Below are 25846 nucleotides of genomic sequence, written 5' to 3'. Positions count from 1 at the left end.
CCTATTCCCTTTATATTTGTCTAGTTTTTTTCTAGAATTTCCTTACTTAATTGTACTGATAGCATTTAACAACAACTGAGCTGAAGCTTCATTTGTTGCCAAAGGTACATTGTGTACATCACATACTCGTAATAACATATTAATGTCTGGCTCATGAGGGTGTTTTCCTAGAGGATCTTTAAAGAATAGCACCATGGCAGTCTTTCCTTCCGCTACTCTTGCAGCAATCTGAGCATCTCCCCCTAATGGTCCAGAAAGCATACGCTTTACCTTAAAGCCCGCATCCTCTGCCATACTTCCTGTAGTTCCTGTACCAATCAATGATATTCCTTCACTTGATAGAATTTCTCTGTTTTTTTTGATAAACTCTAACATTTCTTTCTTCTTAGCATCATGTGCTACAATTGCTATTTCCATACTTGTTATTATTTATGATATTCGATTAATCCGTCTAATGGCTTTTGAATTATTTTTCCAACCTGAATATTATGTTCAGCCATCACTTCTCTAAACTCATCTTGTAAAAAATATGCCACAGAACCCACAAAGTGTACAGGTACACTAGTATACTCTGGGTTATTCTTTATATAGTGATTTACAAAAAAAGATATTTGCTCTCTAATCATTTCTTGAAAAAAAGCTTTATCCTTATGCTCAATCAAAAAAGGCAAAAAAGAAGCCATATAAGCATTAGGGTTTTCTTTCTTATAAAAATTGTACTTCACTACATCAGCATCTACATCGTATTTACTTTTAAATAAATCTGCTAATTCTTTAGGCATCATTTTTAAAAAGAAACTCTTGATCATTAATCTACCGAGTGCACTTCCACTACAATCATCCATAGCCATAAAACCTAAAGACTCTATTCTTTGATATACTTTCTCTCCATCAAAATAAGAGACATTAGATCCTGTACCATTAATACAGACTATTCCTTTTTCTCCTTTTCCTACAGTCGCGTAAATAGCCGCATAAGTATCTTCGTGAACATTAATGTTTTTACAATTCGCAAAGTAATCTTCAGCAAATCTTTTAACGATATTTTTTGTACGATCAGACCCACACCCTGAACCATAAAAATAAAGTTCTTTAACCTCGTCTTTATTCTTACAGATATCAGGCACTGTATTAACACGGGTAAAGAACTCATCTAAAGTAATAACTTCGGGATTTAGTCCTAAACTAGTCACCGAAGTTATAACATTATTATTCTGGTCAAAGAAAATCCAATCAGCCTTAGTGGAACCACTATCGACGATTATTTTCATTTAAACTATTTAATTATTTTAAATTATTCATTAAGATAGCCATATCAACCATCTTAGCAGAATAACCATACTCGTTATCATACCAAGCTACAATCTTAAAGAAAGTACTGTTTAATCCGATACCTGCTTTAGCATCTACAATACAAGTATGCGTATCAGATACGAAATCTTGAGACACAACATCCTCTTCTGTATAAGCCATCACCCCTTTTAGTTCGTTCTCACTTGCTTTCTTCAATACAGCTAATACTTCTTCATAAGATGTTTCTTTAGCTACTTTAACTGTTAAATCTACAGCAGATACGTCAGCAGTAGGAACACGCATAGACATCCCTGTAAGTTTTCCTTTTAATTCTGGAATAACTTTACCTACAGCTTTAGCAGCACCTGTAGAAGCAGGAATAATATTATTCATAGCAGAACGTCCACCTCTAAAATCTTTCTTAGAAGGACCATCTACTGTAAACTGTGTAGCTGTTACAGCGTGTACTGTAGTCATTAAAGCCTCTACAATACCAAAATTATCATTAATAACTTTAGCTAATGGCGCTAAACAGTTAGTAGTACAAGAAGCATTAGAAACGATTGTATCTGTAGCTTTCATATCTTTCTCATTCACTCCCATAACATACATTGGAGCAGTTCCTGATGGAGCAGAGATTAATACTTTCTTAGCTCCTGCATCGATATGTTTTTGCGCGCTATCTAATTCTTTAAAGATACCTGTACAGTCAGCTACTACATCTACTTTTACTTCACCCCATTTTAATAAAGAAGGATCTTTCTCAGCTGTTACACGGATTGTTTGTCCATTCACTACTAAATGACCATCTTTTACTTCTACAGTTCCATCAAAACGACCGTGAACAGAGTCAAACTTAATTAAATAAGCTAAGTGCTCTACTGCCATTAAATCATTAACTGCTACTATCTCAACATTAGGATTCTTTACAGCTTCTCTTAACATTAAACGTCCAATACGTCCAAAACCGTTAATACCAATTCTTGTTTTCATAATTCTATTTCGTTTTATTATTTCTTTTAAATTGTGATGATATCAGATACTCTAAGTAGTTCCTGATCTATTGGAGAATGACCTTTTACTGCTTGTTCTAATGGTGTAAGCGCTACTTGATCATTGATCAAACCAACCATATAGTTGCGTTCTCCTGCTAATAACGTTTCAACCGCTTTCACACTCAATCTACTTGCTAATACACGGTCGAAGCAAGATGGTGCTCCTCCTCTTTGCATATGCCCTAATACAGACACACGTACCTCGTATTCTGGCAAATTAGTTTCTACGTATTCTCCTATTTCAAATACATTTTTACCTAATTTTTCACCTTCTGCTACGATAACTATACTAGATGATTTTCCTGATTTTTTACTTTTCTTTAGAGATTCTAGTAGACGCTCCATTCCCATATTCTCTTCTGGAATAAGAATCTCTTCTGCTCCAGCTCCAATACCTGCATTCAGTGCGATATGACCTGCATCTCTCCCCATAACTTCTACAAAGAATAAACGTTTATGTGAGCTGGCAGTATCTCTAATTTTATCTACAGCATCTACTACTGTATTTAAGGCAGTGTCAAACCCAATAGTATGACTTGTACCGTGTATATCATTATCAATAGTACCTGGAATTCCCATTACTGGAATGTCATACTCCTTGCTCAATATCATAGCTCCTGTAAAACTTCCGTCTCCACCAATAACAATCAATGCATCAATACCTGCATTCTTTAAGTTCTCATAAGCTGTTTTACGACCTTCCTCAGAACGGAAAGCTACGCTTCGAGCTGTTTTAAGGATAGTACCTCCTTTATTAATAATGTAATTTACATCACGAGGTCCCAATACTTCAAAATCACCTTCAACTAATCCTTGAAATCCTCTAAATATTCCTACACACATTACATCGTGAAAAGAACAAGTACGAACAATTGCCCTAATTGCTGCGTTCATCCCTGGAGCATCTCCTCCAGAAGTTAAGACACCGATCTTTTTAATCGCCTTACTCATATTTTATCGTTTTGAGTAAATTTACGAATAATAGACCATTTTAACAAAAATAGAAGCCCCTTATTCCACCTCTATTTTGTTAAATTATAAGTGTCTGACGGAGCTGTAGATGACTTCCTTCTATTCTCATAAAACTTGATAAAATCCCTATTAAAGTCAGAGTCTGGTAACTCTTCTGATCGGTTAGTATCTTGCTTTTTATTCTTACTTTGGTCTTTCTCTCTTGTTTTAGCCCTATTTAAGATTTTTGAGATCAATTCTTTAAAAGTATCAAAATCTACTTCATAAGACAATCCTACACCTTGCGTATATCCAATCCCTTCACCGATATAGTTAATATCATTTTTGCGATTAAATACTCTTGCACTTAAAGACCCTTCTTCATTAAGGCGTAACATCACCTCTACATCCCCTACGATCACAGACTGCTCCACTCCTCCTACAGGTACACCCAGTTTACCATTGACAGAAATACGATCGTTAACTTTAGTCGAGAAGGTTACCCCTACACGTCCTTCCGTTTGTGTATAAGGATTTCGCTCTCCTTGTGCATAGTTTAACCCTACTTTAAACTTATCGTCCTCATCCGAAAATATCTCATCAAAAATACTACTAGCACGCTCAAATAAACTTCCTGCTAATGTAGAAGAAGAGTTATCAGAAGAGAAGAATGCTCCTGTAGCTAACAGAGCCATCGCTTGACGCTCACGCATATCACGTTCACTCAGCCTATAATCTAATTCTGACTTCACTACAGAACTCACTGTTGGGAAGTTGATTTCAAAGTCTACCTCAGGATTACTTAAACTACCATTTAAGACAATAGCAACATCTGTAGGTACTTTTCTATTGATAATAGAGTTATCTATGATTACACTTGGATTTGCATCTGTATGATAAATTGCCTGCAAGTCTAACATTGCATTCATAGGGTCTCCATCCCAACGAATCGTACCATACTTCTTCACAACAAATTTCTTATCAATCAACCCACCATATCGGAAGTTATACTCTCCTTCATACGCTTGGAAATCCCCCCACATGTTAAACTTACCTAAGGTATTTATCTCCATAGTAATAAAACCTGCTCCTCTACCTCGCATAGCATGTCCAGACTCACGATCTAGTATAATTTCAATCTCTGCATCAGGAGTTAATACAAACTCAAAGTCAAGCTCTATACCACTGTTTCGATATCTATACATATCATACTCTTTTCCTTTGAGACGCAATGCCTTTTCTTGAGGTGATAAGAAGTGTATAAAGTTATTCTCACCAGTACCTTGCGCTTCTTTCAACGGAATCTTAATAGCGGTTCCTTTATTAGATGTCGCATTAATATTAATAGCTAACATCTCTACTGGCCCACTTAACTTAGCCATTCCATTAATAAAGGCTTTACCATAATAGATACTTCCCTCTTCGAATTTAGTATCTAAGGCTAATAAATTAGGAGAAGAAAGCACTAAATTCAATGCCCAATCATTAAACGCCTTATGAGAAATATCTCCGTCTATAATTCCTTCTGTTTTATGCTTAGAATCTATAATACGTACTTTACGCAAGATAAACTGACGCTCTGTTAAATCTAAAGCAGCATCTTCTTCAAAATTATAATCTACTCCAGTGAACTTAGACTTCATACCTGCCTTATTTAGGTGTAATCGTCCATTCACCTCAGGTTTCTTCGCTGTACCCTGAATATTAATTTTTCCTGATGTAGTTCCTCTTACATCAGAAACAATTGTTTTAAGTAAAGGTTCTATCGGTTTAACAGAAAAATCTTTAAATCCTGATTCTAGATTTAATTGCATCTGTTTATTGACAATAGCTAAATCACCATTTAAATAGAACTTTTCTTTCTCATTATCCACAATGCTAGACTGAACTTTAAAGTTCTTTAAACGCTCATCTCCGTCAACATGGAAAGCTAAATCTCCTAGCCTAACCTTATTGACAGCTAGTTCATCTATATTGATATTTACCTTAGGTTGGAACACATCTTTAACCTGAGAGAAATGTAAATCACCATCTATATTACCAGCGAACTCTAGATTAGAAATATCAGGGGCAAACTTAGCTAAGTCTACTTGCTTAAACTCTAAATCAAAATGTTTGTAAGTTGAATCTCTTACTGCGCCTGTCAGATTGACCTCTTGTCCATTATGTGATAATGATAAATCATCAATAGTAAAGTCCTCTAACTTCTTATTAAAAATAACTTTATTCTTCTTATTATCACTTTCATTAATACTCCACAAGAAGTCTTTTAGGAAGATATCTGACTTCTTAAACCCTACTACAGATAGGTTTTCCTCATTAATAGTGTGGTATAAGTTCAGATTAAACTTATCCTTACCATGCGTTCCTCCTTTAAACTCAGAACGAACAAATAGTGTATCATTATGAGTCAAGTTTAATAAATTAAAATCTGTGATACGATAAAACTTAGATTTCATACTATCCAGTGAAACATAAGTATTATATAAAGGGTTAGAGTTATTTACATCTAACAATACATTGTAAAAATTGAAATCTTCAATACCAATACTTGGTGAAGAGAAGTTCAGTTTAAAAATATTATCATCGTTATCTATATTTCCCTCAACATGTGTTGATGCACTTAAAGTCAATTGTGGCAAAAACACCTCTATTAACCTATTGTGTACTGTAATGTCAAAATCGAGATATTGTTCTTCTTTAATCTTATAAGGTGAGTAGTTAGTATATAAACTTCCTAGTGCATTAGTAAACAATGCTCTTAAATCCTTAAACAAGAATTTACCTTTAATATACCCCTCTATTGCCTCCTGTGACACAAAAGAAATAAGACGTTCATTCTCTGGATTAAATTCCGAATTTAATGTAAAATGACCGAATACATACTCATCTTTACTATTGATATAAGTAGTATTACGCATTGTAAATGTACCTGCTAAATCATCAAGAGTATTACCTGAAGCTTTAAACTCAAACTGTCCTTTAAATTTAGAAAGTGTATCATTTACTAAATGTAATGCATATAAATCTGCGTAGTCAACATCTGCAATGAAATCATAGTTCTTAACTTCTGAACTCAAATCTATCATCCCATTAAAGTCTAACTGCAAATTAGGGTCTTGGCTGTGTACTAAACCGCGATAATAAGGCATCTTTAACAATCCATCTACCGCAATATTCGTGTACTTATACTTAGCAAAGTCAAAAGAGAACACATCTCCCTTAATACTTGTGTTTAAAGATTTTTGATTAAAACCAACTCCATCAACCTCTAAATCTACAGAAGTCAAACCAAAATTCTGGTTCTTTATAAATTCTCCTAAGTCAAACTTCTCTAAAACAATATCCCCTTTATAAGCAGCTAGATTGGGATTATCAAGGTTTTCTATATCTATAACAGCTTTTCCTTTTCCAATAGACGTCAATAAATCAATATCTGTTTTTAGGGTGCGCTTCGTCATCTCGATATCTCCTTTGATATCTACTTGTCCAAGATTAGTTAATTCCGTAGGTAATAGTTCATGCAATAACTCAGGCATTAACCCTACAATGTGATCACGAGTAATAAATAGTCGATCCACATTAGCCTTCATCCAGAACGGCTTTACTTTATCGAATACATTTCTAAAACTAAATAACCCTCTCACATTAGACATATTGTCATCTACTAAATTTACATTTTTCATTGTAAAATCGTTCATCACACCATTAATATGCCCTGTAACATACACCATCTTATTCTCTGCAAAAATACCTGTAAAGGCATTTAAATCTGAGGAATTCAATACTGCTTTTCTAATCTCAAAATCCCAATTCACCTTATCTACGAAGTACTTCATATCTCCTAAAGCATAAGTGAACTTAATATCTCCTTCTATAGCCGACTTTTTCGTTTGTAAATCTAGCTTCTCCATAGAGATACTAGTTTTAGTATGAGTAAAATTACCTGACAGATTTGTCACGCCCATACCCCAATTATCCTCAAAACTAGATTTCAAAACATTAGCATAAATATCAGGTCCTTTAATAAAGAAGTCTTCTACTTCCCCATTAATATTTTTAAAATCTATTGCTACTGGTGTTTCTGCTTCATCGTCAGAAATGATCAAATGAGTATTTTTAATTGTTAGATGAGAAGATTTCAGCCTAAACTTACCTTCTCCCTCTTTTCCATCATCAAATGCATTAATCAACTGATCTAAGGTTGTAAACTCTTCTCCTTTGTATTTATGTATTCTTAAATACAGTCCATCCACCTTAGTTTTACCAAAATATAGTCTTCCTTGAATAAGTTCATTAAAATCTAAAATACTCGTTGTAAAGGCTTTTATTTCTATAAAATTAGTATCGTGATTATCCTTTGCAGTAACCTCTTTCAATGTAACTCGACCAAATACACTGACTGCTAGTCTTTCTATCTCTAACTTAGTACCAAACTGGCTATTAATCTTCTCCATAGCTTGCTGAGCCAGAAAGGTTTGAACCACAGGCAAAGACAGTGCCCCTGCAATGATCACAACCAAGCTAAAGACAGCCAATAATAGGCGAAAAAGTATTTTATTAAATTTTTTGATAACTATTAATGTTTTAAATTTGCCCCAATCTACTCGTGGTTTCTTATAAAAACCAAACAATAAGCAAATTTATATAATTTTCCATAGGGTTGGGTAGATTTTACCTTAATAAATTATACAATTATAGAATATTAAAATGTCTTTAAAACCTACCTATATTTTAGCCATAGAGAGCTCATGTGATGATACTTCTGCCGCAATCATGGCTGACAACAAAGTATTGTCAAACATAGTCGCAAGACAGGAAATACACGAAGAGTATGGAGGTGTTGTTCCTGAACTAGCATCTCGTGCTCATCAACAAAACATCGTTCCTGTGGTTGACATTGCTCTTAAAAAAGCAGGAATAACGAAGGATGACTTAGATGGTATTGCCTTTACACAAGGCCCTGGACTAATGGGGTCACTATTAGTAGGCGGATCATTTGCCAAGAGTTTATCTCTAGCTCTTGATATTCCATTAGTGGCTGTAAATCATATGCACGCCCATATCTTATGTCATTTTATAGATGAAGAAGGATATGACAAACCTGAGTTTCCTTTCTTAGCAATGACCATCTCAGGTGGACATACCCAAATCGTGAAGGTAAATAGTTTCTTTGACTTAGAAATACTAGGAGAAACCACAGATGACGCTGTAGGAGAAGCTTTTGACAAATCTGCTAAAGTTTTGGGATTCCCTTACCCTGGAGGTCCTTTAATTGATAAATATGCTAAAGAAGGTAATCCCAAAGCATTTGCTTTCACTAAACCTAAAGTAGACGGACTGAACTTTAGTTTCAGTGGTTTAAAAACACAGTTTCTTTATTTTATTCAAAAAAATGTAGCCACTAACCCTAATTTTATTGAAGAAAACAAAGCTGATATATGTGCCTCTATTCAGTATACCATTATCCAAATCTTACTAGACAAACTTAAACTTGCAGTTAAAGAAACAGGGATTAAGCAAATCGTCATTGGTGGTGGTGTATCTGCTAACTCTGGTATTAGACAAGCACTTAAAGAAGGAGAGAAAAAATATAAGTGGAAAGCATTCATCCCTAAATTTGAATATACAACAGATAATGCTGCTATGATTGGAATAGTAGGGTACTATAAATACAAAGAATCTATTTTTGCTGATTCTTCAGTAGTTTCTAAAGCACGTATTGAATTCTAAAACTTAAGTATGCAATTATTTTATTCGCCAGAAATCGAAAAAGGACAAACATCTTTCACTTTTGATAAAGATGAAAGTAAACATATCATCAAAGTACTAAGACGTAAAATGGGAGATCTCCTATATGTTACCAATGGTAAAGGCACATTGTTTACAACTAAAATTACTTTAGACTCGGACAAAAAATGTGTTACTGAGATTATCGATTCTGAAGATCAAGCACCTACTCCATTTCGCCTACACTTAGCCGTTGCACCAACGAAAATGAACGAACGTTACGAATGGTTTTTAGAGAAAGCAACAGAAATAGGGATACACGAGATAACGCCAATTATTTGCGACCATTCTGAGAGAAAAATAGTAAAGACAGAGCGATTTGAAAAAATTATTCAATCCGCAATGAAACAATCTTTACAATATCATTTACCTATTCTAAACGACCCCATAAGCTTAAAAGACTTTTTAAATCAAGACCATCAAGGAGAAAAATATATTGCTCATTGTGAAGAAACCGAAAAAGTCTTGCTAAAAGACAGTATAGATATTCACAAAAATTATTTACTTTTAGTAGGTCCAGAGGGAGACTTCTCTACCAATGAAATTAACTTAGCATTAGCAAAAGGATATCGACCAGTATCACTAGGACATACAAGATTAAGAACAGAAACAGCCGCTTTAGTAGCCGTGCATAGTTTCGTATTTACAAATGAATAAAAATCATTATTATGGTGGATGCTAAGACGATTTCTAAAGGAATAATACGTGCAGTTATAATTCTATTTTCTCTTGCTGTATTAGGTCAAATGCTTTTGCAAATTAGTTCAATATTTATATATACTGGATTTGCCTTTGTATTGGCTTTAATTGGCAAGCCTATTGTAGAATTTTTAAGAAGAAAACTTCGTCTATCTAAAGTATTTGCTGTTACTTTGACAGTTATCCTTTTCTTAGCCTTCTTCCTAAGCTTCATATTCATGTTTATCCCTTTATTCACTACACAAGCTCAAAACTTGTCTGTATTGAATACATCACACCTACAAGAAGATTTCAATGGCCTTATACGCAAGATAGACTTCTATTTAGACACAAAAGGATTCAGCTTAGATAAAATAATAGAAGGAGCTAATTTCCGATCTCATTTAAAGTTAGACTTTGTACCTAACCTATTTAATACCATACTAGGTTTGCTAAGTGAATTTGGAATGGGAGTTTTTGCTATTCTATTTATCACCTTCTTCTTTTTAAAAGATCAAGTTTTACTTGAATATCAATTCAAAAAGCTATTCCCTAGCAAGCACGAGATTAAAGTTTTGAAATCAATCGATAAGATAAACAACCTTCTATCACGTTACTTTTTAGGGCTAGTTGCACAGATGTCTATAATATTTGTACTCGCTTTTATCCTATTAGCTGTAGTAGGTGTAAAAGGAAGTCTAATGATCGCCTTCTTAGTCGCTATATTGAATATCATTCCATACATTGGACCTCTTATTGGTAATATATTATCTGTCCTGTTTACGATGTTGAGTTTTATAGGGGATAACTTTAGTGAAGTTACCTTACCTAAGGCAATTACCGTAATGCTTGGCTTCTTATTTATACAACTAATAGATAATATTATTAACCAACCTTTAATCTTCTCTAATAGCGTTAAATCACATCCATTAGAAATATTTATTGTTATTCTTGCAAGCGGCATGTTTGGAGGAATATTTGGTATGATAGCAGCAGTACCTATTTACACTTGTATCAAAGTAATTGCTAAAGAATTCTTGCCAAACAATAAATTTGTACAATTACTCACAAAGAAATTATAATTGAAAACAGAACTATTCTTATCACAAGAAGTACAACAATATATACAAGATCATTTAAATAGTGATCTAACTAAAATAGCATTTAAAAAGAGCCCTTTTGAAGATATCTCTATGAGTGACTTATTAACTCAAATAGAATCAAAAAAGAAAACTAAAGACAAACTACCAACTTGGTTTGAAACAGAAAATATCCTATTCCCAAAAAAGCTTTCTATAGAACAAACCTCATCCGAACCTTGTGCATCTTATAAAGCTTCACTAATATCTGGTGACACTTTGATAGATCTAACAGGTGGTTTTGGTATAGACTGTTATTATTTTAGTAAAAACATAAAGCAAGTATTGCATTGTGAGATGCAAGAAGACCTTAGCGAAATAGTTCGTCTTAATAATCAGGCATTAGGAGTTGATAATATTAAGTGCCATACTGGTGATAGTTTAGACTACTTGGCTCAACATAATCAACCATGGGATTATATCTATGTAGATCCACATAGAAGAAATGACTCTAAAGAAAAAGTGTTTTTCTTAAGTGATTGCGCCCCTAATGTACCTGAGCATCTAGATTTATTATTTTCTAGAAGTACTAATATCTTGATTAAGACTTCTCCTCTACTAGACATACAGGCTGGTCTAAACGAATTAAAACATGTAAAAAGCATTCATATCGTAGCTCTTCATAATGAAGTTAAAGAACTATTATGGATATTAGAAAAAGACTATACAGGATCTGTTGAACTTAATGCTGTTAATCTTACAAAAGACGATACACAACTATTTATTTCTTCATTAGACGATAATAGTACATCACTATTCAGTGAACCTAAACAATATCTATATGAGCCCAATGCAGCTATATTAAAGACAGGTAGATTTGACGCAATAAGTAAACAGTTTAATTTACACAAACTACACCCACATAGTCATCTCTATACTAGTGATGCATTAATTGATTTTCCTGGAAGAAGATTTACAATAGAACAAATCATTCCATATAATAAACAAGAAGCAAAAAAACACTTGCTAAATACAAAAGCAAATGTCACGACTAGAAATTTCCCTATAAAAGTTGAGGAAATTAGAAAGAAATGGAAAATAAAAGACGGAGGAGATACGTACATCTTTTTCACTACAAATATCAAAAGTGAACGAATCTTTATTATTTGCTCACGAACATAACTCCTCTAAAGGTCATATAGTATTTAATATGGCCTTTTTTTATATCATAAGGACACTTAAATTATTTAAGCAATAGGGATATTTAAACCCGAATTATGCAATAGACATATAAACGAAAAGTAATTATACAAAATAGGTCTGAATTAGTGATTAAAGCATACTATAGTATGGTTTGAGAGCTAATGAAAGAACTATGAAGTAGAATTGCTTTGTAGTATTTGGCTAATGCGTAATTTGGGTTTAAACAACACATACGTTTATCACACTATTTACAATAATACTATTGCCTTATTAAAAAAATAATGATAATTTGTCACCAAACTAATAACAAATGAAAAAACTAGCACTCTTACTGATCTTTACTCTTGACATCACCACTTCGATACATGCACAAGAGAGAAATTGTTCTATTGACTATGAAGAAGTTAACGATACAATTAATTACAGAAAAACAAACAATGTACTTGTTTATGAATTTGACAGAGTATCCACCACTAGCTCATTGTTCTTTTCTTTAGTAAATAACAATGGACACCCCTTTCTAAACTTGCAATATCTACAAAAAAGTCCTGACTTTATTCCTATCACTTGTGTAGCTAAAAAAAGTATGGTTTCAATAAAGTTAGTTAATGGAACAACCATTACAGCACATTACCTAGGAGATGATGTTTGCGGAACTTATACCTATGATCAAGAAAAGAAGAATAATATCAGAATACTAGATGCTGATTTCTATATAAAGAAAGAGCACTTAGCACTATTAAAAGCTTCCCCTATATCAATGGTTCAAATACGCTTTCCAGGTACTTCAGAGCTTTTTATTATTAGGAATGAGTTAAAATCAACTATTGTAGATCTTCAAACAAAACCAACACAATTCTTCATTGATAACATTCCATGCATAGAATAAATGTATTTTGCGATTTAAAATCAAAATAAACACACAAAACATCATATTTTAAAAGGTTTTTAGTAAAACTAAAAGCCTTTTTTTATACCTTTATACGTCAGCTTTTGACATTATAATATATTAAGCGATAAGTGATTATACATCCACTATCCCTTCATTTAACCTTAGTGTGATATTTTTACTAAAATTTATCAGAAAATAATTTGTTTTTATTAATATTTTACCATATTTTTAATTAAAATTACGAGTTTAGACCACCACACTTTACTCAGCTAAATCTAACAAACTATGAAGAAATTTATCGCTTTTTCCGTTGCCTTATTATCGATATTGACGATTACAATACTTCAAGGCTGTTCATCTTCTGATGATAATAACACACTAAATGAACCACAAACTCTAACAGCTACTCATAGTAATATAGAGAGAAAGTAGTTGACTACGTACTATACTTTTACAGCAGATATTAATAAAGCTGTGAAAACAGCATATCAAGTATCCTCTGTAGAAATTACTTTAAAAAATGGTGAATACACCTTATTTGATAGATATAGTGAGAAGAGCGACAAAGGCACTTATACACTAAATGGCAGTTCATTAGCTCTAAAATCATCAGTTGTAAATGAGAATATCAATTTCAAAATAAACAAATTAACTCAAAATGAAATTGACTTAACTGTAATTAATCATAAACACTTAACTTCAGTTGAATTAATTGTAATTAAGTAACAACATATAATTATATAAAAGACTTGTATTCAAAATATGAGTCTTTTTTTTGGCCTAATTCTTGTTTTTAAATATATGTATTGAAGAGGTATTTATTAAAAGCAACTACCTAAGAATACACAATATGAACTATTTTAGTCTTTTTAATATGACAAAACTAAAATACTCACATATTTTTAATATATTAGATCATGTAATAAAAAAAGAAAAGTACTATGAAACAGAAACTAAAAATCACTAGTAGCTTTATCATTATTGCTTCCTTACTCATTTTAGGCCACCAACTTTATATGTATAACATACATATAGAAACCTTACAACAATTAGAAGCTTTTAAAGTACATGAATACGATAAAGAAATATTCTTTAGTGTTCTAACTTTCCTTATTGGTATAACCATGTATATCAGGTCTAGAAGAATAAAAGAATAAGAAGATATTAAGAAGATAGATTGCTAAGCAATCTACTAAGTATTTAAAATAATGGTATAAAAAAACCTTTCTTACGAAAGGTTTTTCTTTTTTATCTTATGTTACTATTTTTTAGCTAAAACATATTTATCAGCTAGAGGTCCAGTAACTTCTTTACCTTCTTGGTCTAACATTAAAAGGCTTCCTTCTTGCACTTTATATTGTGTAGATTCACCCTCAGCAACTAAAGTAACGATTGTTCCTTCAGCGTTCCAAGTAAAAGTACCTTTTTCTTCAAACTTCTCTTCTGCTTTGTCTACATAGATTGTAGTCTTAGCGTAAGTTTTATCTTGATTTAAAACTACAGTAGTTTTAATATCACTATTAGCACCTGGTAAAGTTCCTTCGTAAGTACCTGCCCAGTCTAATGAGTTTTCTGAAGTGTGCTCATCCTTAACAGCAGTTTCTGTTTCAGTTGTTGTAGCTGTTTGCTCTGTCTCTGTTGTTTCTGTTGCTTTAGTATCTTTACAACCAACAAATGCAATACCTGTAAGTAATACAGCTAATGCTAACATTTTTTTTCCTTTCATAACTTTGTTTTTATTATTTGAGAGAATAAAATTACAACAAATAATAGAACGAACAAGAACCAATTCTTTTTTTATATAAAAAAGAAAGATATGATAGGTAATTAATATACAATACAAATATTTGCCTCTCAAACCTTATTATTTTTAACATTCTAAACAGCTTGGACTATAAATGTCAATAAGCTAAATCTATAAACTCCCCTTACCTTCTTTTCTATATAGTCAGTAGTAACTAAATAAGCTTTCACTATTTACACAATCACAGCCACCCCCTCCATAAAAGAGAACTTCTACATTATACCTGATATTATTATATTTTTCATTTTCTTGTATCAAAACGAGATGTCATTAGATGTCACTTTTCTTATTTTTAATGTCTTTTTAAAACTTATTTAACATTTATATAATCACTTTATTATTCAAAAACAAGCTATTAGCCCTAACTACTTTAAGATTCTTTTATCACCCTATTATAAAAAAGCTTATATTTGAATTGATTATAATAGTTATTTGTTGTTGCATACATTATACAAACAGTAATTCAAATAAGTTATTTATAACAACTAACGGTAAATAATTTTAATAACGATAAAGAGTATTTTAATTTTCTTACTAGCGCTTTTTAATCCGAGTACACTAATACTCGGATTTTTTTATTTACAAAAATTGGAATAATAATTGTTTAAAAAACGAGGGAGTTTTTTCATTCATCAAAGCTTATCCACCCTTAGTCAAATAAATGAGTATAATCACATAATAAAACTGTATTTCGCATAGTATTAATAATAGACCTTCTAAAATTGATTGTAATTTAACTATGATAAATAAATTTCTTTCTAAGCCGAAACGACTATTCTTTGTCGTTTTTTGGACTACCCTTACTTTCTCAGTTTACCCACAGATACTATCGCCACACGATCACAATATTTGGTTACTACCTACTTTGATTGTTATGACATTCACAATAAGTATTTCCCATTTTGTAAGTGATTTTTTACTACCTAAAGCCCTCAAAAAAGGTTCTATAAAGAGCTTTTTACTATTCGCTTTATTCTTTATTATTTTGTTATCTATATTATTAGCTACTTGCTTTACACTATTTCCTTATTTTTTGAGTAGTAGTAATTTATTTGTACAAGATGCACTTCTCAACCCAAGAGATTTATTCTTTAACCAGTTATATAAAACCATTCCATCCGCTATGGCCATTATTACAACTACCTGCGGAATACGCTTCTATGAAGAACACCATCGTATAGAGAAAATAAATACGAAGTTGAAACAAGAACACTTAGAAGCACAGATCAAACTGTTACAAGATCAAATCAATCCTCACTTGATGTTCAATGTATTGAATCATATCTATACCTTAATGCAAAACGATGTAGAACTTGCCTCTACAGTCCTACTTAAGTTCTCAGATATCTTAAGATATCAGTTATATGAATGCAATCATAAGATGGTTCTATTATACAGAGAAATTCAATATCTAAAAGATCTAGTCGCTATAGAACAAATTAGATGGGGAGATGAACTAGATGTGAACTGCAAATGGAATATGACCAATCAAAAGTTAGTAATTGCTCCCTTGCTATTAGTACCTCTTATCGAGAACGCATTTAAACATGTTTCGAGATTACCTCACACAAAAGGATATATAATAATCAACTGTACTGAATCAAATAATACACTACATTTATATATCGAAAACTCTAATAGTATAAAGTATAAACTGCCTAAAAAAGAAGGAGGTATTGGAGAAAACAACATAAAAGAACGCTTACTTATGCAATACCCTGATATGCATACCCTACAGATAGAGCATACAGATGACAAACATATTGTAGAACTAACCATTCAACTAAAAGAAGAAGTATGTCCATAGATAAAAAGAATTCCCCGTTAAAATGCTTAGTAGTTGATGACGAACCCTTAGCTAGAAAAGCAATTATTGACTATATCGCTAAGATTGATTTCTTAACAGTAGAAGACTCATGCGCATCTGCTATTGAAGCACTAGAGCTAATACAAGATACCTCTTATGATTTACTCTTTTTAGACATTAATATGCCTTACCTCACTGGTATTGAGTTCCTAGAATCTATAAAACAGCCTCCTCTTGTTATTTTTACAACGGCTTATTCAGAACATGCTTTAGACGGTTTTAGACTACAAGTAGTTGATTATCTACTTAAGCCTATCTCGTTTAAACGATTCTATCAAGCAACCTTAAAAGCAAAAGAATTATTCGACTTAAGAAATGCAGATCAGAATGAAATGACTAATAGTATTGACTCTACAGTATATGTCAAGCATGAAGATAGTTTCGTAAAAATAGATTGGAAAGATATTATGTACATTGAAGCAATGCAGAACTACCTAAAACTTCATCTAAACCACCGTTGTTTAATCATTCATCAGACCATGATTGCCATAGAAGAATTATTACCTAAAGAACACTTCTACAGAATTCACAAATCCTTCTTGATCAATATCAATCATATCGAATCCATATCTGGTGGTCGAGTATTTATTAAAGAAACAGAACTACCTATCTCTAGAATGAGAAAAGAAGCCTTACTTAATGAAGTAGTATATAAAAACCTACTAAGTAAATAACTCAAAAAAGAACATCAAATATTCCTTGACATACATCCTTCTGTAACCTACACTATGCTAAGAAAAAATCCACATTTGACAGATATCACTTAAATAAATTTGGCGAAATACCAAATTATGGTATTTTTTATACTGATAATTAAATCAATAAGTTATAGCAAAAAATACTTCGATTTTATTGAACGATTATTTCGACAATTTTATTAATTTACAAATTAAAAGTGGAAAATATTCTTCTGCAAGTGAAGTTATAAGAACCGCTCTAAGAATGTTTGAGTATGAAGAAGCTAAAAAAAACTAAATTAATAGAAGAAATCAAAAAAGGAGAGAAATCAGGGTTCTCTTCAGATTTTAACCGTGATACTTTCAAGGAAGACTTACATCAAAAATATGCAACCAAAGAATGAAGTACAAAATCAGTAAACAAACTGAAATTAACTTGGAAAACATTTCACTAAACTCTTTCTTTCCATATCCCTTTAAACAAAAAACGTTTTAAAAGAAGGTCAACGATACCCTTCTTTTAAAACGTTTTTTGTTACTCATCTATAAGCTCCACTTCAGAGACATTCCACCATAGAATGTAGTAGAGAATTTAGGATCAGCTACTTTTTTCTCCTTAAAGATACTCTTGATTTTTCTCTCATTATAAGAGAATGACCTTACTAAAGTACTACCTGCCGTAAACGATAAAGTCATATTATCAGAAAACTTAATCACAGGACGCAGACCAGCTACGATCTGCTGAAATCCTAAAATCTTGGTTTCATTATCCTGTTTGACGATAGCGGTCATTCCTTGAAGGTCAACAGCTGCACTTAATGAAAAGTGATCTGTAAACTTGTATCCCAGCTCAGCGCCTTTAGGGAAAGTCACCTTAACAAAGAAATCACCACTCGTCTCCCAATTCAGATAAATACCTGGTAACACCATAGGTACCCCAAAGCTATTCGTCAATACAGGCCCACCTCCTAGTGAAAAATTAGGTCTAAAATGCTTGATAAAAAATACTGCTCCCTGCCCAAGGATAGCCTCTTTATTTATATTCTCCATATCTGTATACACCCCCACAGACCCCATCAACAATAATGACCACGAATCACTTATCGATCGAAAGTGCTTTACACCTACAGAAGCATTTAATAATTCTGACGGGAACAGCTGTTCTTCATAATCTTTATGATTCATCCTAGCATACCCTCCATAAGCCATCACAGACCATATCCTTGGCTTATCTCGATGGTCCATTTTCATAGAAAGAGGGATTTCTAAAGCAAGTTCTACCTTTTTAAAATCACTTTTTGAATCCGTCTTTAGACTATCTATCGGCCTAATATAATTAGACATAGGGACATAATCTACCTTAAATTCCCCTTGTATCTTACTTTGAGCTTGTACAGTATAAATACTCATAAATACCAAACCTAAAGTCAACAAATGTGTTACTATTCTCATCTATTCTATTTTGGCACAAAAAAACAATACCTCTATTACATGGTAAAAACTATTTGACGACTGACTCGTTACAGGTGATATACATAATGCATGCGACTACTTCTGTAATCCTATGTCAGTGCTTTTTAGACCAATATCATTTCTATACCTTCCCCTCTTTATATCTAAGCACTCTGAACTTTGTCTTAGACAAATACACATTATCAAGTACAAAAAAATCGTGTTTTCTTATGATAAGACCTCTAAAAACTAATAATAAATTACTTTTTAAGCTATTATAGAGCTCTTTTATGTCTATTTACATGTTAATAAAGAGTCTCCTAAAGAGTTAAGCCATAAAATCTTATTATTTTTTTTAGTTACATTAAATTACAATACACTGATAAGCAATACATTAAATTCAAACCACTCAATATAACGTAACATAACCAACACCTTACGACCTCAGTATATATAGCCTATACACGGTATTCCTTGGACAATTCTAGGAGGATACTAGGACTATAACTGGCTAAAAGCCTCTTTTGCCCAAGAATACTCCTTCTATTCTCTTTTTACTATACTTAGATGTCATAATAATGTTGGTAAAAAATGATTATTTAAACAGCGTTATTTAACCAAATATGCCGTTTTCTACTCTTTACACATACATAAATATATTCTCATATAGCCATGGTCGTATACAGCTACTACCTCCAAGAGCTATTTATTTTCGCACAATACTTAAACATTTGTATTCCTGTATTTTATATCTTGTATAAAGAAATAAATCATCCTAAAAACAGCGTTGTTATGGCAGAGATTAAACAAGGAATATTAAGTGAAGTAATAGGAAAAGTAGGGACCATAGTAGGCGTTAGATGGAGAGGTAGAAATATCATCCGTGCTAAGCCTCATAAATCACGTAAAAAAGCAACAGAAGCACAGTTGAGACAATGGGATAAGATGAGCTTAGTCTCTACGTTTACTGCTAAATTCAAGGACTTTGTGAATATGTACTGCCCTACTATTTTTAAAGAAGGCAAATGGATGACAGGTAAAGAACAGATGATTTCCAGATTAATGAAACAAGGAATCGAACTCTACAATGGTGTACAATATATCAATATAGAACAGGTATTACTCTCTATAGGTACACTAGCCCCTGCTGTAATAAAAAAGATCAATCGCCTCAAAACTGGGAAGATTAAGGTACAATGGGATAATACACTAGTCAATGCCCTTACTCTCCATACTGATACCCTTACGATGATGGCGTATAATGAAGAGCTAGATGAATTCATCGATATCCCAAATATAGGTACACGAGCAGACAGGTATGCACACTTCTGCCTACCTGCCTATTGGGATAAAGGTAGGATATACCTATGGAGCATGTGGAAATCAGCAGACAATAGTATCAACAGTACTAGTTGTTTTCACGGAGTTTTAGAACTTGCTGAGCAAGAGGATACAATAGTGGAGAATAACCAACCTATAGCACAACAACCTAGATCTGTTCATACAGACACTCCTAGCACAAAAGAAGATAAACCAATCACCTCATCTTCTACTGTACAAGAAAAGTCTATATCACAAGCAAAACAAGAGATAGAACCAGCTATGCCTATTCATCCTAAAAACGATGTTATACCTCCTATGGAGGAATATCCTCTCGATAAACAAGTAGAACTAGACAATAGCCAAGTCTGTCCTCCTGGCTATATAAGAAAAGTCAGCAAGGAACTGATCAGAAGAATAAGTGATCCCGATAAGTTACTCATTCCAGATACAATGAATGAAGCTTACTCTATTCTAAAGCTATTACTTCCTGATGACGAACAACGAGAATGAACTAATAAATAAGCAATCTGCTTTATAAAACTCCATAAATAATTAAATTTTATGTACATTATACCTGTTTATAATCTATTGGTATACTATTATAATTTACAGTCCTACCCTATACAGACTCTATTTTATTCTGTGTAGTATGACTATCTTTGTGATATACCTACCGTTTGATTATTATTCATAACTTTAAACAATCAAAACAGGTCAACTATGAGTATAGTACTAACAGACATAAAAGAGAACTTAGGAATTATCACCATTAATTCAGAAAAATCACTTAATGCGCTATCACTTGAAATCGTGAGCGAATTAAAAAGGATTTTAGAACAATGGAGAGATGATAGCAATATAAAATGTATTTTTCTACAAGGAGCTGGTGAGAAAGCATTCTGTGCTGGTGGGGACATCCGCCAGGTAAGGAAAGCAATAGAAGACTATAAAACTATAGACCCTACTCAGGTTCCTCCTATCTGTGAAGAATACTTTATTACAGAGTACAGTGTAGATTACTTAATCCATACGTATCCTAAGCCGATAGTTGTCTGGGGAGATGGTATAGTGATGGGAGGAGGTTTAGGATTATTAGCAGGAGCCTCACACCGCATTGTCACAGAGCGCAGTCTACTAGCTATGCCTGAGATTAGTATCGGATTATATCCAGATGTTGGAGCTTCTTATTTTTTAAATAAGATGCCTTCTGCTTATGGATTATACTTAGGGTTAACGGGGACTCGCTTTGATGGAGCCGATGCCTTATTTCTAGGTATTGCAGACTACTTTATACCTTCTACTGTGAAAGATAATGTTCTGAATGAGTTAGTACAGATTAGTAGTAGTGATCAGCTATCAGATAAGCTTAATACCCTATTAGCACAGCGCAGTACTCCTAGTACAGACTTGCCTATATCACAGGCGATGTTACACAAGTCTCTTATAGCAGCATTAGAACCGATACGCTCTGTAGCCGAATTTATCGCTATCGTAGAGCCAGTAGCTAAATCTGATGCATGGGTGGCAGCAGGGTACTCATTCTTTACTAAAGGTTCTCCTACCTCTGTCCACGTTATCTTTAGACAGCTTACAGAGAGTAAACACTACAGCTTAGAAGAAGTCTTTAGATCAGAGCTTAATCTAACGTGTCAGTTTACAGTACATCCAGACTTCTCTGAGGGAGTAAGAGCCCTATTAATAGATAAAGACCAATCCCCTAAATGGACACCTAGTACATTAGAGCAAGTGAGTAACGAATGGATAGAAAGCCACTTCACTCCTCTGTGGTCTACAGAAGAGCATCCTTTTAAAAATATAAAACAAGCATAATCATGACGGAAGAACAAAAATTCATTGCTGAGTCTATTAGTTATCTCATTAAATCTGGTTTTTGGGACAGTGAAGATGTAGAAGAGTTTATTACTGAAGAAATCAATGAGAATGATTTACAAGGTAAAATCAACGAAAAGTGGGTGAAAGAAACTATTCTAAAAGAGGAAAGAGCACTGCTTAAAGCAAGTAAAAATTGGCATGTACCAACCACAACACAAAAGTTAGTAAAAGCTTTTGACCAACTAGTAGATCAACACATCATTGCACTTCATTATGCTGGATATACTATAGATGATGGATACTATGAGGTAGATCAAATAGAAGAACAACTACAGGCAAAAGGAAAAAAGTCTAAAGGTATCTGTTTTTATAACGAACAAGACCTTCAACGTGCTTTTAGAGAAAAAGAACCATATTTGACTCTTGCTTTCCAAGATATGCACTCTGAAAAAGAGGAAGACTCCATCGCAGTAGGTAAAAAAATTGTTCAAACCTTACAAGAAAATGGGTTTAAAACAGAATGGGATGGTACTGCTACACAAAAGATCACTATCTTAAACTTTGCGTGGCAACAAGCTTATAAACCAGAAAATGCCCTATTATTAGATTACGATTCAGTAGCTGAGAAACTTCTTAAAACGATATAACTTTAAAAATGAGTAGTACGATACGTACTACTCATCTTTTTTACATCTTATCCGTAATAGTCAATTCTTACTCCATTAGCTATAGTAGTACACAGTATGAATATAAGTAAATAATGAGAATGTTTTTTAAAAAACATGTTATTTATCATGTTTTCAACCTATTAAACCACTTAAATTTGTTATAAGAAATAAAACAATAAACAAATAGAATAATTATTACACTAGTAATATAGGTATATTCAGAATAGGTTTGACTATGCTATCTCATAAATAATTGATGACAAAATATGAATCAATATTCTCACTAAGAGAAAAAAGTATATCAATAAATTATCTTTAAAATTACCTTTGTGATAGAAGCAAAGCACCCATATAATCACAAAAAAACTGTTTATTTAGACCGACAGGTAACCTTATAACAATTACCTGTACTTAATCCGACAGATCATAGTATGACAGAACTGTATGATAGCGCACAATTATACAACTTCTCTTTCATTCAAATCTAAATAAGAGTTACAGTTCAATTTTTTCACTCTCTATAACTCCCTTATAGAGAGTTTTTTATTTTCCTTAAGCTGTATCCTTAGCCTTTAGTTTACTGATAAAAACTGACGGAGAATCTCCAGTCACTTTTTTGAAAGTGACAGTGAATCTGCTGTGAGAAGCAAAACCACATTGTTCTGCTAAATAACTGATCTTATACTTTAAAAATTTAGGATCTTGTTTTAAGCAAGAGACGATATATCCTATTCTCAGTTCATTGACATAAGTAGCGAAGTCGCATTCTTTATTCTTATTGATTACATAAGATAAGTATCGATGATTAACTCCTATATTCCCTGCGAGTACATTAAGAGAGATGTCTTTATCTAAATATCCCTGCTCTTTCTCGAAGTAGGTTATCTTATGTAGTATATCCTGCTCTTTCTCTTCTGTGATATATCTCTTTTCTTCTGCATTATCTTCTTCATTACCTTGTTCTTCTAGGTCTTCAGCAGACTCCATAAATTGCTTTACTGTTCTTCTTAATCCCCGAACATACTTTAGATAAAAAACACCTGCAGAGGCCACTAAAAAAAGCGCTATGGCATTAAATAGATAAAAGATATTATACAGTTTGTCTTCTGATCTCTCTTCTGATCTAGTATATACCTCATCATTATTTTCTAATAAAACATCTAAATCCTCTATCTGCCCTAAGACTCTAACCTTAGCTCTGTAAATGTTATTATTTAATTCACTTACGACTTGTTCTTTATTTACTGCTAAAGCTACATTTCCCCCACAAAACATAGCTAAAAATAAAGCTAATATGACATTCATTTTTTTACTCTTAATTTAAATACTGTTTATTAAAACAAAACATTCTAACAAATACAGAAGTATTCATATATAAGCATACCAAATGCTATAGGTGATATATAACCTATTCTTAAAAGGGGGAGAAATCAAATACGACTAAACTTATGGGGGGACTTTAATCTACTTGATATTAAAACACTTCGTATTCTTTATGCTTAATTACTATTTACTTTACTTATATTTTTTCAAACTTTTATCTATAGTTGTATGGAAACTAAAATACAAAGTCCTCTTTAAAAACAGTTAAATATTTATATTATTCTCTTTTACACAATCCTGCAAAAATAACTTTTTTCACCTCTAAAACAAAATCTCAGTTCCTTATAATACGTGAAACAAGCCTATTAATTGCCAAAAAACTTCAATTTGTTTTGCGTATAAATACAGATACACCGCCAAATTATTACATTACAAATTCTGCTGCCAATTCCATGCTGTTCTTAACGATTCTTCAATTGTAGTCCTTGCTTGCCACTGGAGTTCCTGTTCTGCTTTAGAGGCATCTGCATAAGCGATTTCGATATCTCCTGCTCTTCTATCACAGATTTTAAAAGGTACTTTTATATTATTTATTTTTTCGAAACTCTTTACAATTTCTAAAACAGAAGTTCCTTTCCCCGTCCCTAAGTTGAATATATCTAAGACTGTGTTTTCACTGCTTAACAACAGCTTTTTAAGTGCAGCGACATGGGCTTTAGCTAAGTCTATTACGTAGATATAATCGCGAATAGCTGTTCCATCTTCTGTCTTGTAATCATCTCCGAATATATTCAAACATTCTCTGACACCTGCTGCTGTCTGTACTACATAAGGAATTAAGTTATTAGGAATTCCCTTTGGCATTTCTCCTAGTAATCCTGATGGATGAGCGCCTATAGGATTAAAATACCTCAACAAAGTTGCTCTCTTCTGCTCTGCCTCAACATAATCACGTATAATCTCTTCTCCCATTTGCTTAGTCCTTCCATAGCACGATTCTGGCATCTTTAGAGGAGTACTTTCACTGATAGGCATGATATCAGCCTGTCCATATACTGTACAAGAAGAACTAAAGATAAAATTAGAGAGATTCTGTCTCTTCATTTCTTTTAGAATGTTCAGTAGTGAACCTATATTATTACCATAATACTCTAAAGGAAATACTTGGCTCTCTCCTACTGATTTATATGCTGCAAAATGAATAATACCATCAAATCTGTGCTTATCAAATAGCTGAGCTACTTGATGACTATCTTTTAAATCTATACAATAATACTCAGGTTCTACCCCTGTAAGCTTCTTAATATTCTGTAAGACATCTTCTTCAGAATTAGATAAGTCATCCACTATCACTACCTCATAATTATTCTCTAATAACTCCACTACCGTATGAGACCCTATATATCCTAGTCCTCCAGTCACTAATATCTTTTTCATGTTCTATTTTATTGTTTTACATCTAAATAATAATCACGATCTATAGTACCATCTACTAGGTCTTCTGCTGTACTTCCCTTATGTAAGCTATACAACTCTTCATAATCTTTAGTATAATGTGCATCTGGCACTACATTTAAGTCAAAAGTGACTTCTATATTCTCTACGGTATCAAAGTTTCCATATAGTGTGACATAATGCTTTACATAGCCTATGTTTTTAGTCGTATCAAACTTTAATACAAGTTTTCCTTCTCCTCCTGCTGGAATATGTTTTAACGAAGCTGTATGGGCAACTATGCAACCACAAGACACTATAATATCTTTTAGAACAAATGGGTTATCTCCTTTATTCACTAAAGGAAATACCATTGTCTTCTCTTCTCCTTGAATAACTGGATAATAATGTCTGTCGTTATCAACAATTTCTAAACTGGTTGTCTCTCCTTCTCCTCCTTTACATCCCACTAATAGTGTAAAGAACAATAGAATGAAGAGTGTATATTTTATTCTACTCATTAT

24 protein-coding genes are annotated in these 25846 nt (G+C 32.8%); 14 read left to right on the top strand and 10 right to left on the bottom strand.

Features of this window, described 5'->3' with window-relative positions:
* Positions 1–42: 42 nt before the first annotated feature.
* The 5 genes from MYRA21_RS12565 to MYRA21_RS12545 form a co-directional block, all read right to left on the bottom strand.
* On the bottom strand, positions 43–417 hold the full coding sequence (locus MYRA21_RS12565; RefSeq protein ID WP_006259206.1) for a methylglyoxal synthase: 375 nt from the start codon (positions 415–417) through the stop codon (positions 43–45).
* An 8-nt stretch (positions 418–425) separates the two neighbouring features.
* A complete protein-coding gene (locus MYRA21_RS12560) occupies positions 426–1271 on the bottom strand; it encodes a BadF/BadG/BcrA/BcrD ATPase family protein (RefSeq protein WP_006259207.1) in 846 nt (281 codons plus the stop codon).
* Positions 1272–1284: 13 nt separating this feature from the next.
* Positions 1285–2286 carry a type I glyceraldehyde-3-phosphate dehydrogenase gene (gene gap / locus MYRA21_RS12555; RefSeq protein WP_006259208.1) on the bottom strand — a complete coding sequence of 334 codons (1002 nt, stop codon included), beginning with the start codon at positions 2284–2286 and terminating at the stop codon, positions 1285–1287.
* A gap of 26 nt (positions 2287–2312) precedes the next feature.
* Positions 2313–3299: a 6-phosphofructokinase gene (pfkA, locus tag MYRA21_RS12550; protein ID WP_006259209.1), complete on the bottom strand. Its 987-nt coding sequence runs from the start codon at positions 3297–3299 to the stop codon at positions 2313–2315.
* Between the two features lie 71 nt (positions 3300–3370).
* Positions 3371–7816, bottom strand: a complete 4446-nt coding sequence (locus MYRA21_RS12545; protein ID WP_235279914.1) for a translocation/assembly module TamB domain-containing protein — start codon at positions 7814–7816, stop codon at positions 3371–3373.
* A gap of 193 nt (positions 7817–8009) precedes the next feature.
* On the opposite strand from MYRA21_RS12545, the gene tsaD reads away from it, so the two are divergent.
* From tsaD to MYRA21_RS12515, 7 genes are all read left to right on the top strand, one after another.
* Complete coding sequence (gene tsaD, locus MYRA21_RS12540; protein WP_006259211.1) at positions 8010–9032, top strand: tRNA (adenosine(37)-N6)-threonylcarbamoyltransferase complex transferase subunit TsaD; 1023 nt, start codon at positions 8010–8012, stop codon at positions 9030–9032.
* Positions 9033–9041: 9 nt separating this feature from the next.
* On the top strand, positions 9042–9746 hold the full coding sequence (locus MYRA21_RS12535; protein ID WP_006259212.1) for a 16S rRNA (uracil(1498)-N(3))-methyltransferase: 705 nt from the start codon (positions 9042–9044) through the stop codon (positions 9744–9746).
* Between the two features lie 11 nt (positions 9747–9757).
* Positions 9758–10849 (top strand): AI-2E family transporter, encoded by a 1092-nt coding sequence (locus MYRA21_RS12530; protein ID WP_006259213.1) that lies wholly within the window; start codon positions 9758–9760, stop codon positions 10847–10849.
* Positions 10850–12028, top strand: a complete 1179-nt coding sequence (locus MYRA21_RS12525; protein ID WP_006259214.1) for a class I SAM-dependent methyltransferase — start codon at positions 10850–10852, stop codon at positions 12026–12028.
* Between the two features lie 331 nt (positions 12029–12359).
* Positions 12360–12938: a hypothetical protein gene (locus MYRA21_RS12520; protein WP_039329246.1), complete on the top strand. Its 579-nt coding sequence runs from the start codon at positions 12360–12362 to the stop codon at positions 12936–12938.
* Between the two features lie 288 nt (positions 12939–13226).
* Positions 13227–13373 carry a hypothetical protein gene (locus MYRA21_RS19350; protein ID WP_235279912.1) on the top strand — a complete coding sequence of 49 codons (147 nt, stop codon included), beginning with the start codon at positions 13227–13229 and terminating at the stop codon, positions 13371–13373.
* On the top strand, positions 13374–13667 hold the full coding sequence (locus tag MYRA21_RS12515) for a hypothetical protein (protein ID WP_235279910.1): 294 nt from the start codon (positions 13374–13376) through the stop codon (positions 13665–13667).
* Positions 13668–14202: 535 nt separating this feature from the next.
* Here MYRA21_RS12515 and MYRA21_RS12505 read toward each other — a convergent pair.
* Positions 14203–14667, bottom strand: a complete 465-nt coding sequence (locus MYRA21_RS12505) for a copper resistance protein NlpE (RefSeq protein WP_006259219.1) — start codon at positions 14665–14667, stop codon at positions 14203–14205.
* An 817-nt stretch (positions 14668–15484) separates the two neighbouring features.
* On the opposite strand from MYRA21_RS12505, the gene MYRA21_RS12500 reads away from it, so the two are divergent.
* The 4 genes from MYRA21_RS12500 (at position 15485) to MYRA21_RS19465 (ending at position 17693) form a co-directional block, all read left to right on the top strand.
* Complete coding sequence (locus MYRA21_RS12500) at positions 15485–16552, top strand: sensor histidine kinase (protein WP_006259220.1); 1068 nt, start codon at positions 15485–15487, stop codon at positions 16550–16552.
* Positions 16543–17286 carry a LytTR family DNA-binding domain-containing protein gene (locus MYRA21_RS12495; protein WP_006259221.1) on the top strand — a complete coding sequence of 248 codons (744 nt, stop codon included), beginning with the start codon at positions 16543–16545 and terminating at the stop codon, positions 17284–17286. The genes MYRA21_RS12500 and MYRA21_RS12495 overlap by 10 nt, the downstream gene beginning before the upstream one ends.
* A gap of 178 nt (positions 17287–17464) precedes the next feature.
* Positions 17465–17587 carry a type II toxin-antitoxin system ParD family antitoxin gene (locus tag MYRA21_RS19345; RefSeq protein ID WP_230456718.1) on the top strand — a complete coding sequence of 41 codons (123 nt, stop codon included), beginning with the start codon at positions 17465–17467 and terminating at the stop codon, positions 17585–17587.
* Positions 17565–17693 carry a hypothetical protein gene (locus MYRA21_RS19465; protein ID WP_006259222.1) on the top strand — a complete coding sequence of 43 codons (129 nt, stop codon included), beginning with the start codon at positions 17565–17567 and terminating at the stop codon, positions 17691–17693. The genes MYRA21_RS19345 and MYRA21_RS19465 overlap by 23 nt, the downstream gene beginning before the upstream one ends.
* Positions 17694–17832: 139 nt before the next feature.
* Here MYRA21_RS19465 and MYRA21_RS12490 read toward each other — a convergent pair whose 3' ends face one another.
* Complete coding sequence (locus MYRA21_RS12490) at positions 17833–18741, bottom strand: DUF6268 family outer membrane beta-barrel protein (protein WP_006259223.1); 909 nt, start codon at positions 18739–18741, stop codon at positions 17833–17835.
* Between the two features lie 792 nt (positions 18742–19533).
* On the opposite strand from MYRA21_RS12490, the gene MYRA21_RS12485 reads away from it, so the two are divergent.
* From MYRA21_RS12485 to MYRA21_RS12475, 3 genes are all read left to right on the top strand, one after another.
* Positions 19534–20574: a DUF6266 family protein gene (locus tag MYRA21_RS12485; protein WP_039330428.1), complete on the top strand. Its 1041-nt coding sequence runs from the start codon at positions 19534–19536 to the stop codon at positions 20572–20574.
* 210 nt (positions 20575–20784) lie between these two features.
* Entirely contained in the window at positions 20785–21894 is a 1110-nt protein-coding gene (locus MYRA21_RS12480; RefSeq protein WP_039329243.1) for an enoyl-CoA hydratase/isomerase family protein, read from the top strand.
* 2 nt (positions 21895–21896) lie between these two features.
* The gene (locus tag MYRA21_RS12475; RefSeq protein WP_039329241.1) at positions 21897–22544 is read left to right on the top strand and encodes a hypothetical protein; all 648 of its coding nucleotides are present in this window, start codon (positions 21897–21899) and stop codon (positions 22542–22544) included.
* A gap of 573 nt (positions 22545–23117) precedes the next feature.
* Here the strand turns inward: MYRA21_RS12475 and MYRA21_RS12470 are convergent.
* From MYRA21_RS12470 to MYRA21_RS12460, 3 genes are all read right to left on the bottom strand, one after another.
* On the bottom strand, positions 23118–23870 hold the full coding sequence (locus tag MYRA21_RS12470) for an AraC family transcriptional regulator (RefSeq protein ID WP_039329239.1): 753 nt from the start codon (positions 23868–23870) through the stop codon (positions 23118–23120).
* A 447-nt stretch (positions 23871–24317) separates the two neighbouring features.
* On the bottom strand, positions 24318–25325 hold the full coding sequence (gene galE / locus MYRA21_RS12465) for a UDP-glucose 4-epimerase GalE (protein ID WP_039329237.1): 1008 nt from the start codon (positions 25323–25325) through the stop codon (positions 24318–24320).
* A gap of 8 nt (positions 25326–25333) precedes the next feature.
* Positions 25334–25843, bottom strand: a complete 510-nt coding sequence (locus MYRA21_RS12460) for a DUF1573 domain-containing protein (protein WP_006259229.1) — start codon at positions 25841–25843, stop codon at positions 25334–25336.
* Positions 25844–25846 lie beyond the last annotated feature (3 nt).

The organism is Myroides sp. A21, from assembly GCF_000807225.1.
Classification (GTDB): Bacteria; Bacteroidota; Bacteroidia; order Flavobacteriales; family Flavobacteriaceae; genus Flavobacterium; species Flavobacterium odoratimimum.
This window is presented reverse-complemented; position numbering and strand designations above follow the sequence as displayed.

Excerpts from the sequence above, each read along its gene's own strand:
- MYRA21_RS12565 (WP_006259206.1), bottom strand. The coding sequence starts at position 417 with ATGGAAATAGCAATTGTAGCACATGATGCTAAGAAGAAAGAAATGTTA.
- MYRA21_RS12560 (WP_006259207.1), bottom strand. The coding sequence starts at position 1,271 with ATGAAAATAATCGTCGATAGTGGTTCCACTAAGGCTGATTGGATTTTC.
- gap (WP_006259208.1), bottom strand. The coding sequence starts at position 2,286 with ATGAAAACAAGAATTGGTATTAACGGTTTTGGACGTATTGGACGTTTA.
- pfkA (WP_006259209.1), bottom strand. The coding sequence starts at position 3,299 with ATGAGTAAGGCGATTAAAAAGATCGGTGTCTTAACTTCTGGAGGAGAT.
- tsaD (WP_006259211.1), top strand. The coding sequence starts at position 8,010 with ATGTCTTTAAAACCTACCTATATTTTAGCCATAGAGAGCTCATGTGAT.
- MYRA21_RS12535 (WP_006259212.1), top strand. The coding sequence starts at position 9,042 with ATGCAATTATTTTATTCGCCAGAAATCGAAAAAGGACAAACATCTTTC.
- MYRA21_RS12530 (WP_006259213.1), top strand. The coding sequence starts at position 9,758 with ATGGTGGATGCTAAGACGATTTCTAAAGGAATAATACGTGCAGTTATA.
- MYRA21_RS12520 (WP_039329246.1), top strand. The coding sequence starts at position 12,360 with ATGAAAAAACTAGCACTCTTACTGATCTTTACTCTTGACATCACCACT.
- MYRA21_RS19350 (WP_235279912.1), top strand. The coding sequence starts at position 13,227 with ATGAAGAAATTTATCGCTTTTTCCGTTGCCTTATTATCGATATTGACG.
- MYRA21_RS12505 (WP_006259219.1), bottom strand. The coding sequence starts at position 14,667 with ATGAAAGGAAAAAAAATGTTAGCATTAGCTGTATTACTTACAGGTATT.
- MYRA21_RS12500 (WP_006259220.1), top strand. The coding sequence starts at position 15,485 with ATGATAAATAAATTTCTTTCTAAGCCGAAACGACTATTCTTTGTCGTT.
- MYRA21_RS12495 (WP_006259221.1), top strand. The coding sequence starts at position 16,543 with ATGTCCATAGATAAAAAGAATTCCCCGTTAAAATGCTTAGTAGTTGAT.
- MYRA21_RS19465 (WP_006259222.1), top strand. The coding sequence starts at position 17,565 with ATGAAGAAGCTAAAAAAAACTAAATTAATAGAAGAAATCAAAAAAGGA.
- MYRA21_RS12490 (WP_006259223.1), bottom strand. The coding sequence starts at position 18,741 with ATGAGAATAGTAACACATTTGTTGACTTTAGGTTTGGTATTTATGAGT.
- MYRA21_RS12485 (WP_039330428.1), top strand. The coding sequence starts at position 19,534 with ATGGCAGAGATTAAACAAGGAATATTAAGTGAAGTAATAGGAAAAGTA.
- MYRA21_RS12480 (WP_039329243.1), top strand. The coding sequence starts at position 20,785 with ATGAGTATAGTACTAACAGACATAAAAGAGAACTTAGGAATTATCACC.
- MYRA21_RS12475 (WP_039329241.1), top strand. The coding sequence starts at position 21,897 with ATGACGGAAGAACAAAAATTCATTGCTGAGTCTATTAGTTATCTCATT.
- MYRA21_RS12470 (WP_039329239.1), bottom strand. The coding sequence starts at position 23,870 with ATGAATGTCATATTAGCTTTATTTTTAGCTATGTTTTGTGGGGGAAAT.
- galE (WP_039329237.1), bottom strand. The coding sequence starts at position 25,325 with ATGAAAAAGATATTAGTGACTGGAGGACTAGGATATATAGGGTCTCAT.
- MYRA21_RS12460 (WP_006259229.1), bottom strand. The coding sequence starts at position 25,843 with ATGAGTAGAATAAAATATACACTCTTCATTCTATTGTTCTTTACACTA.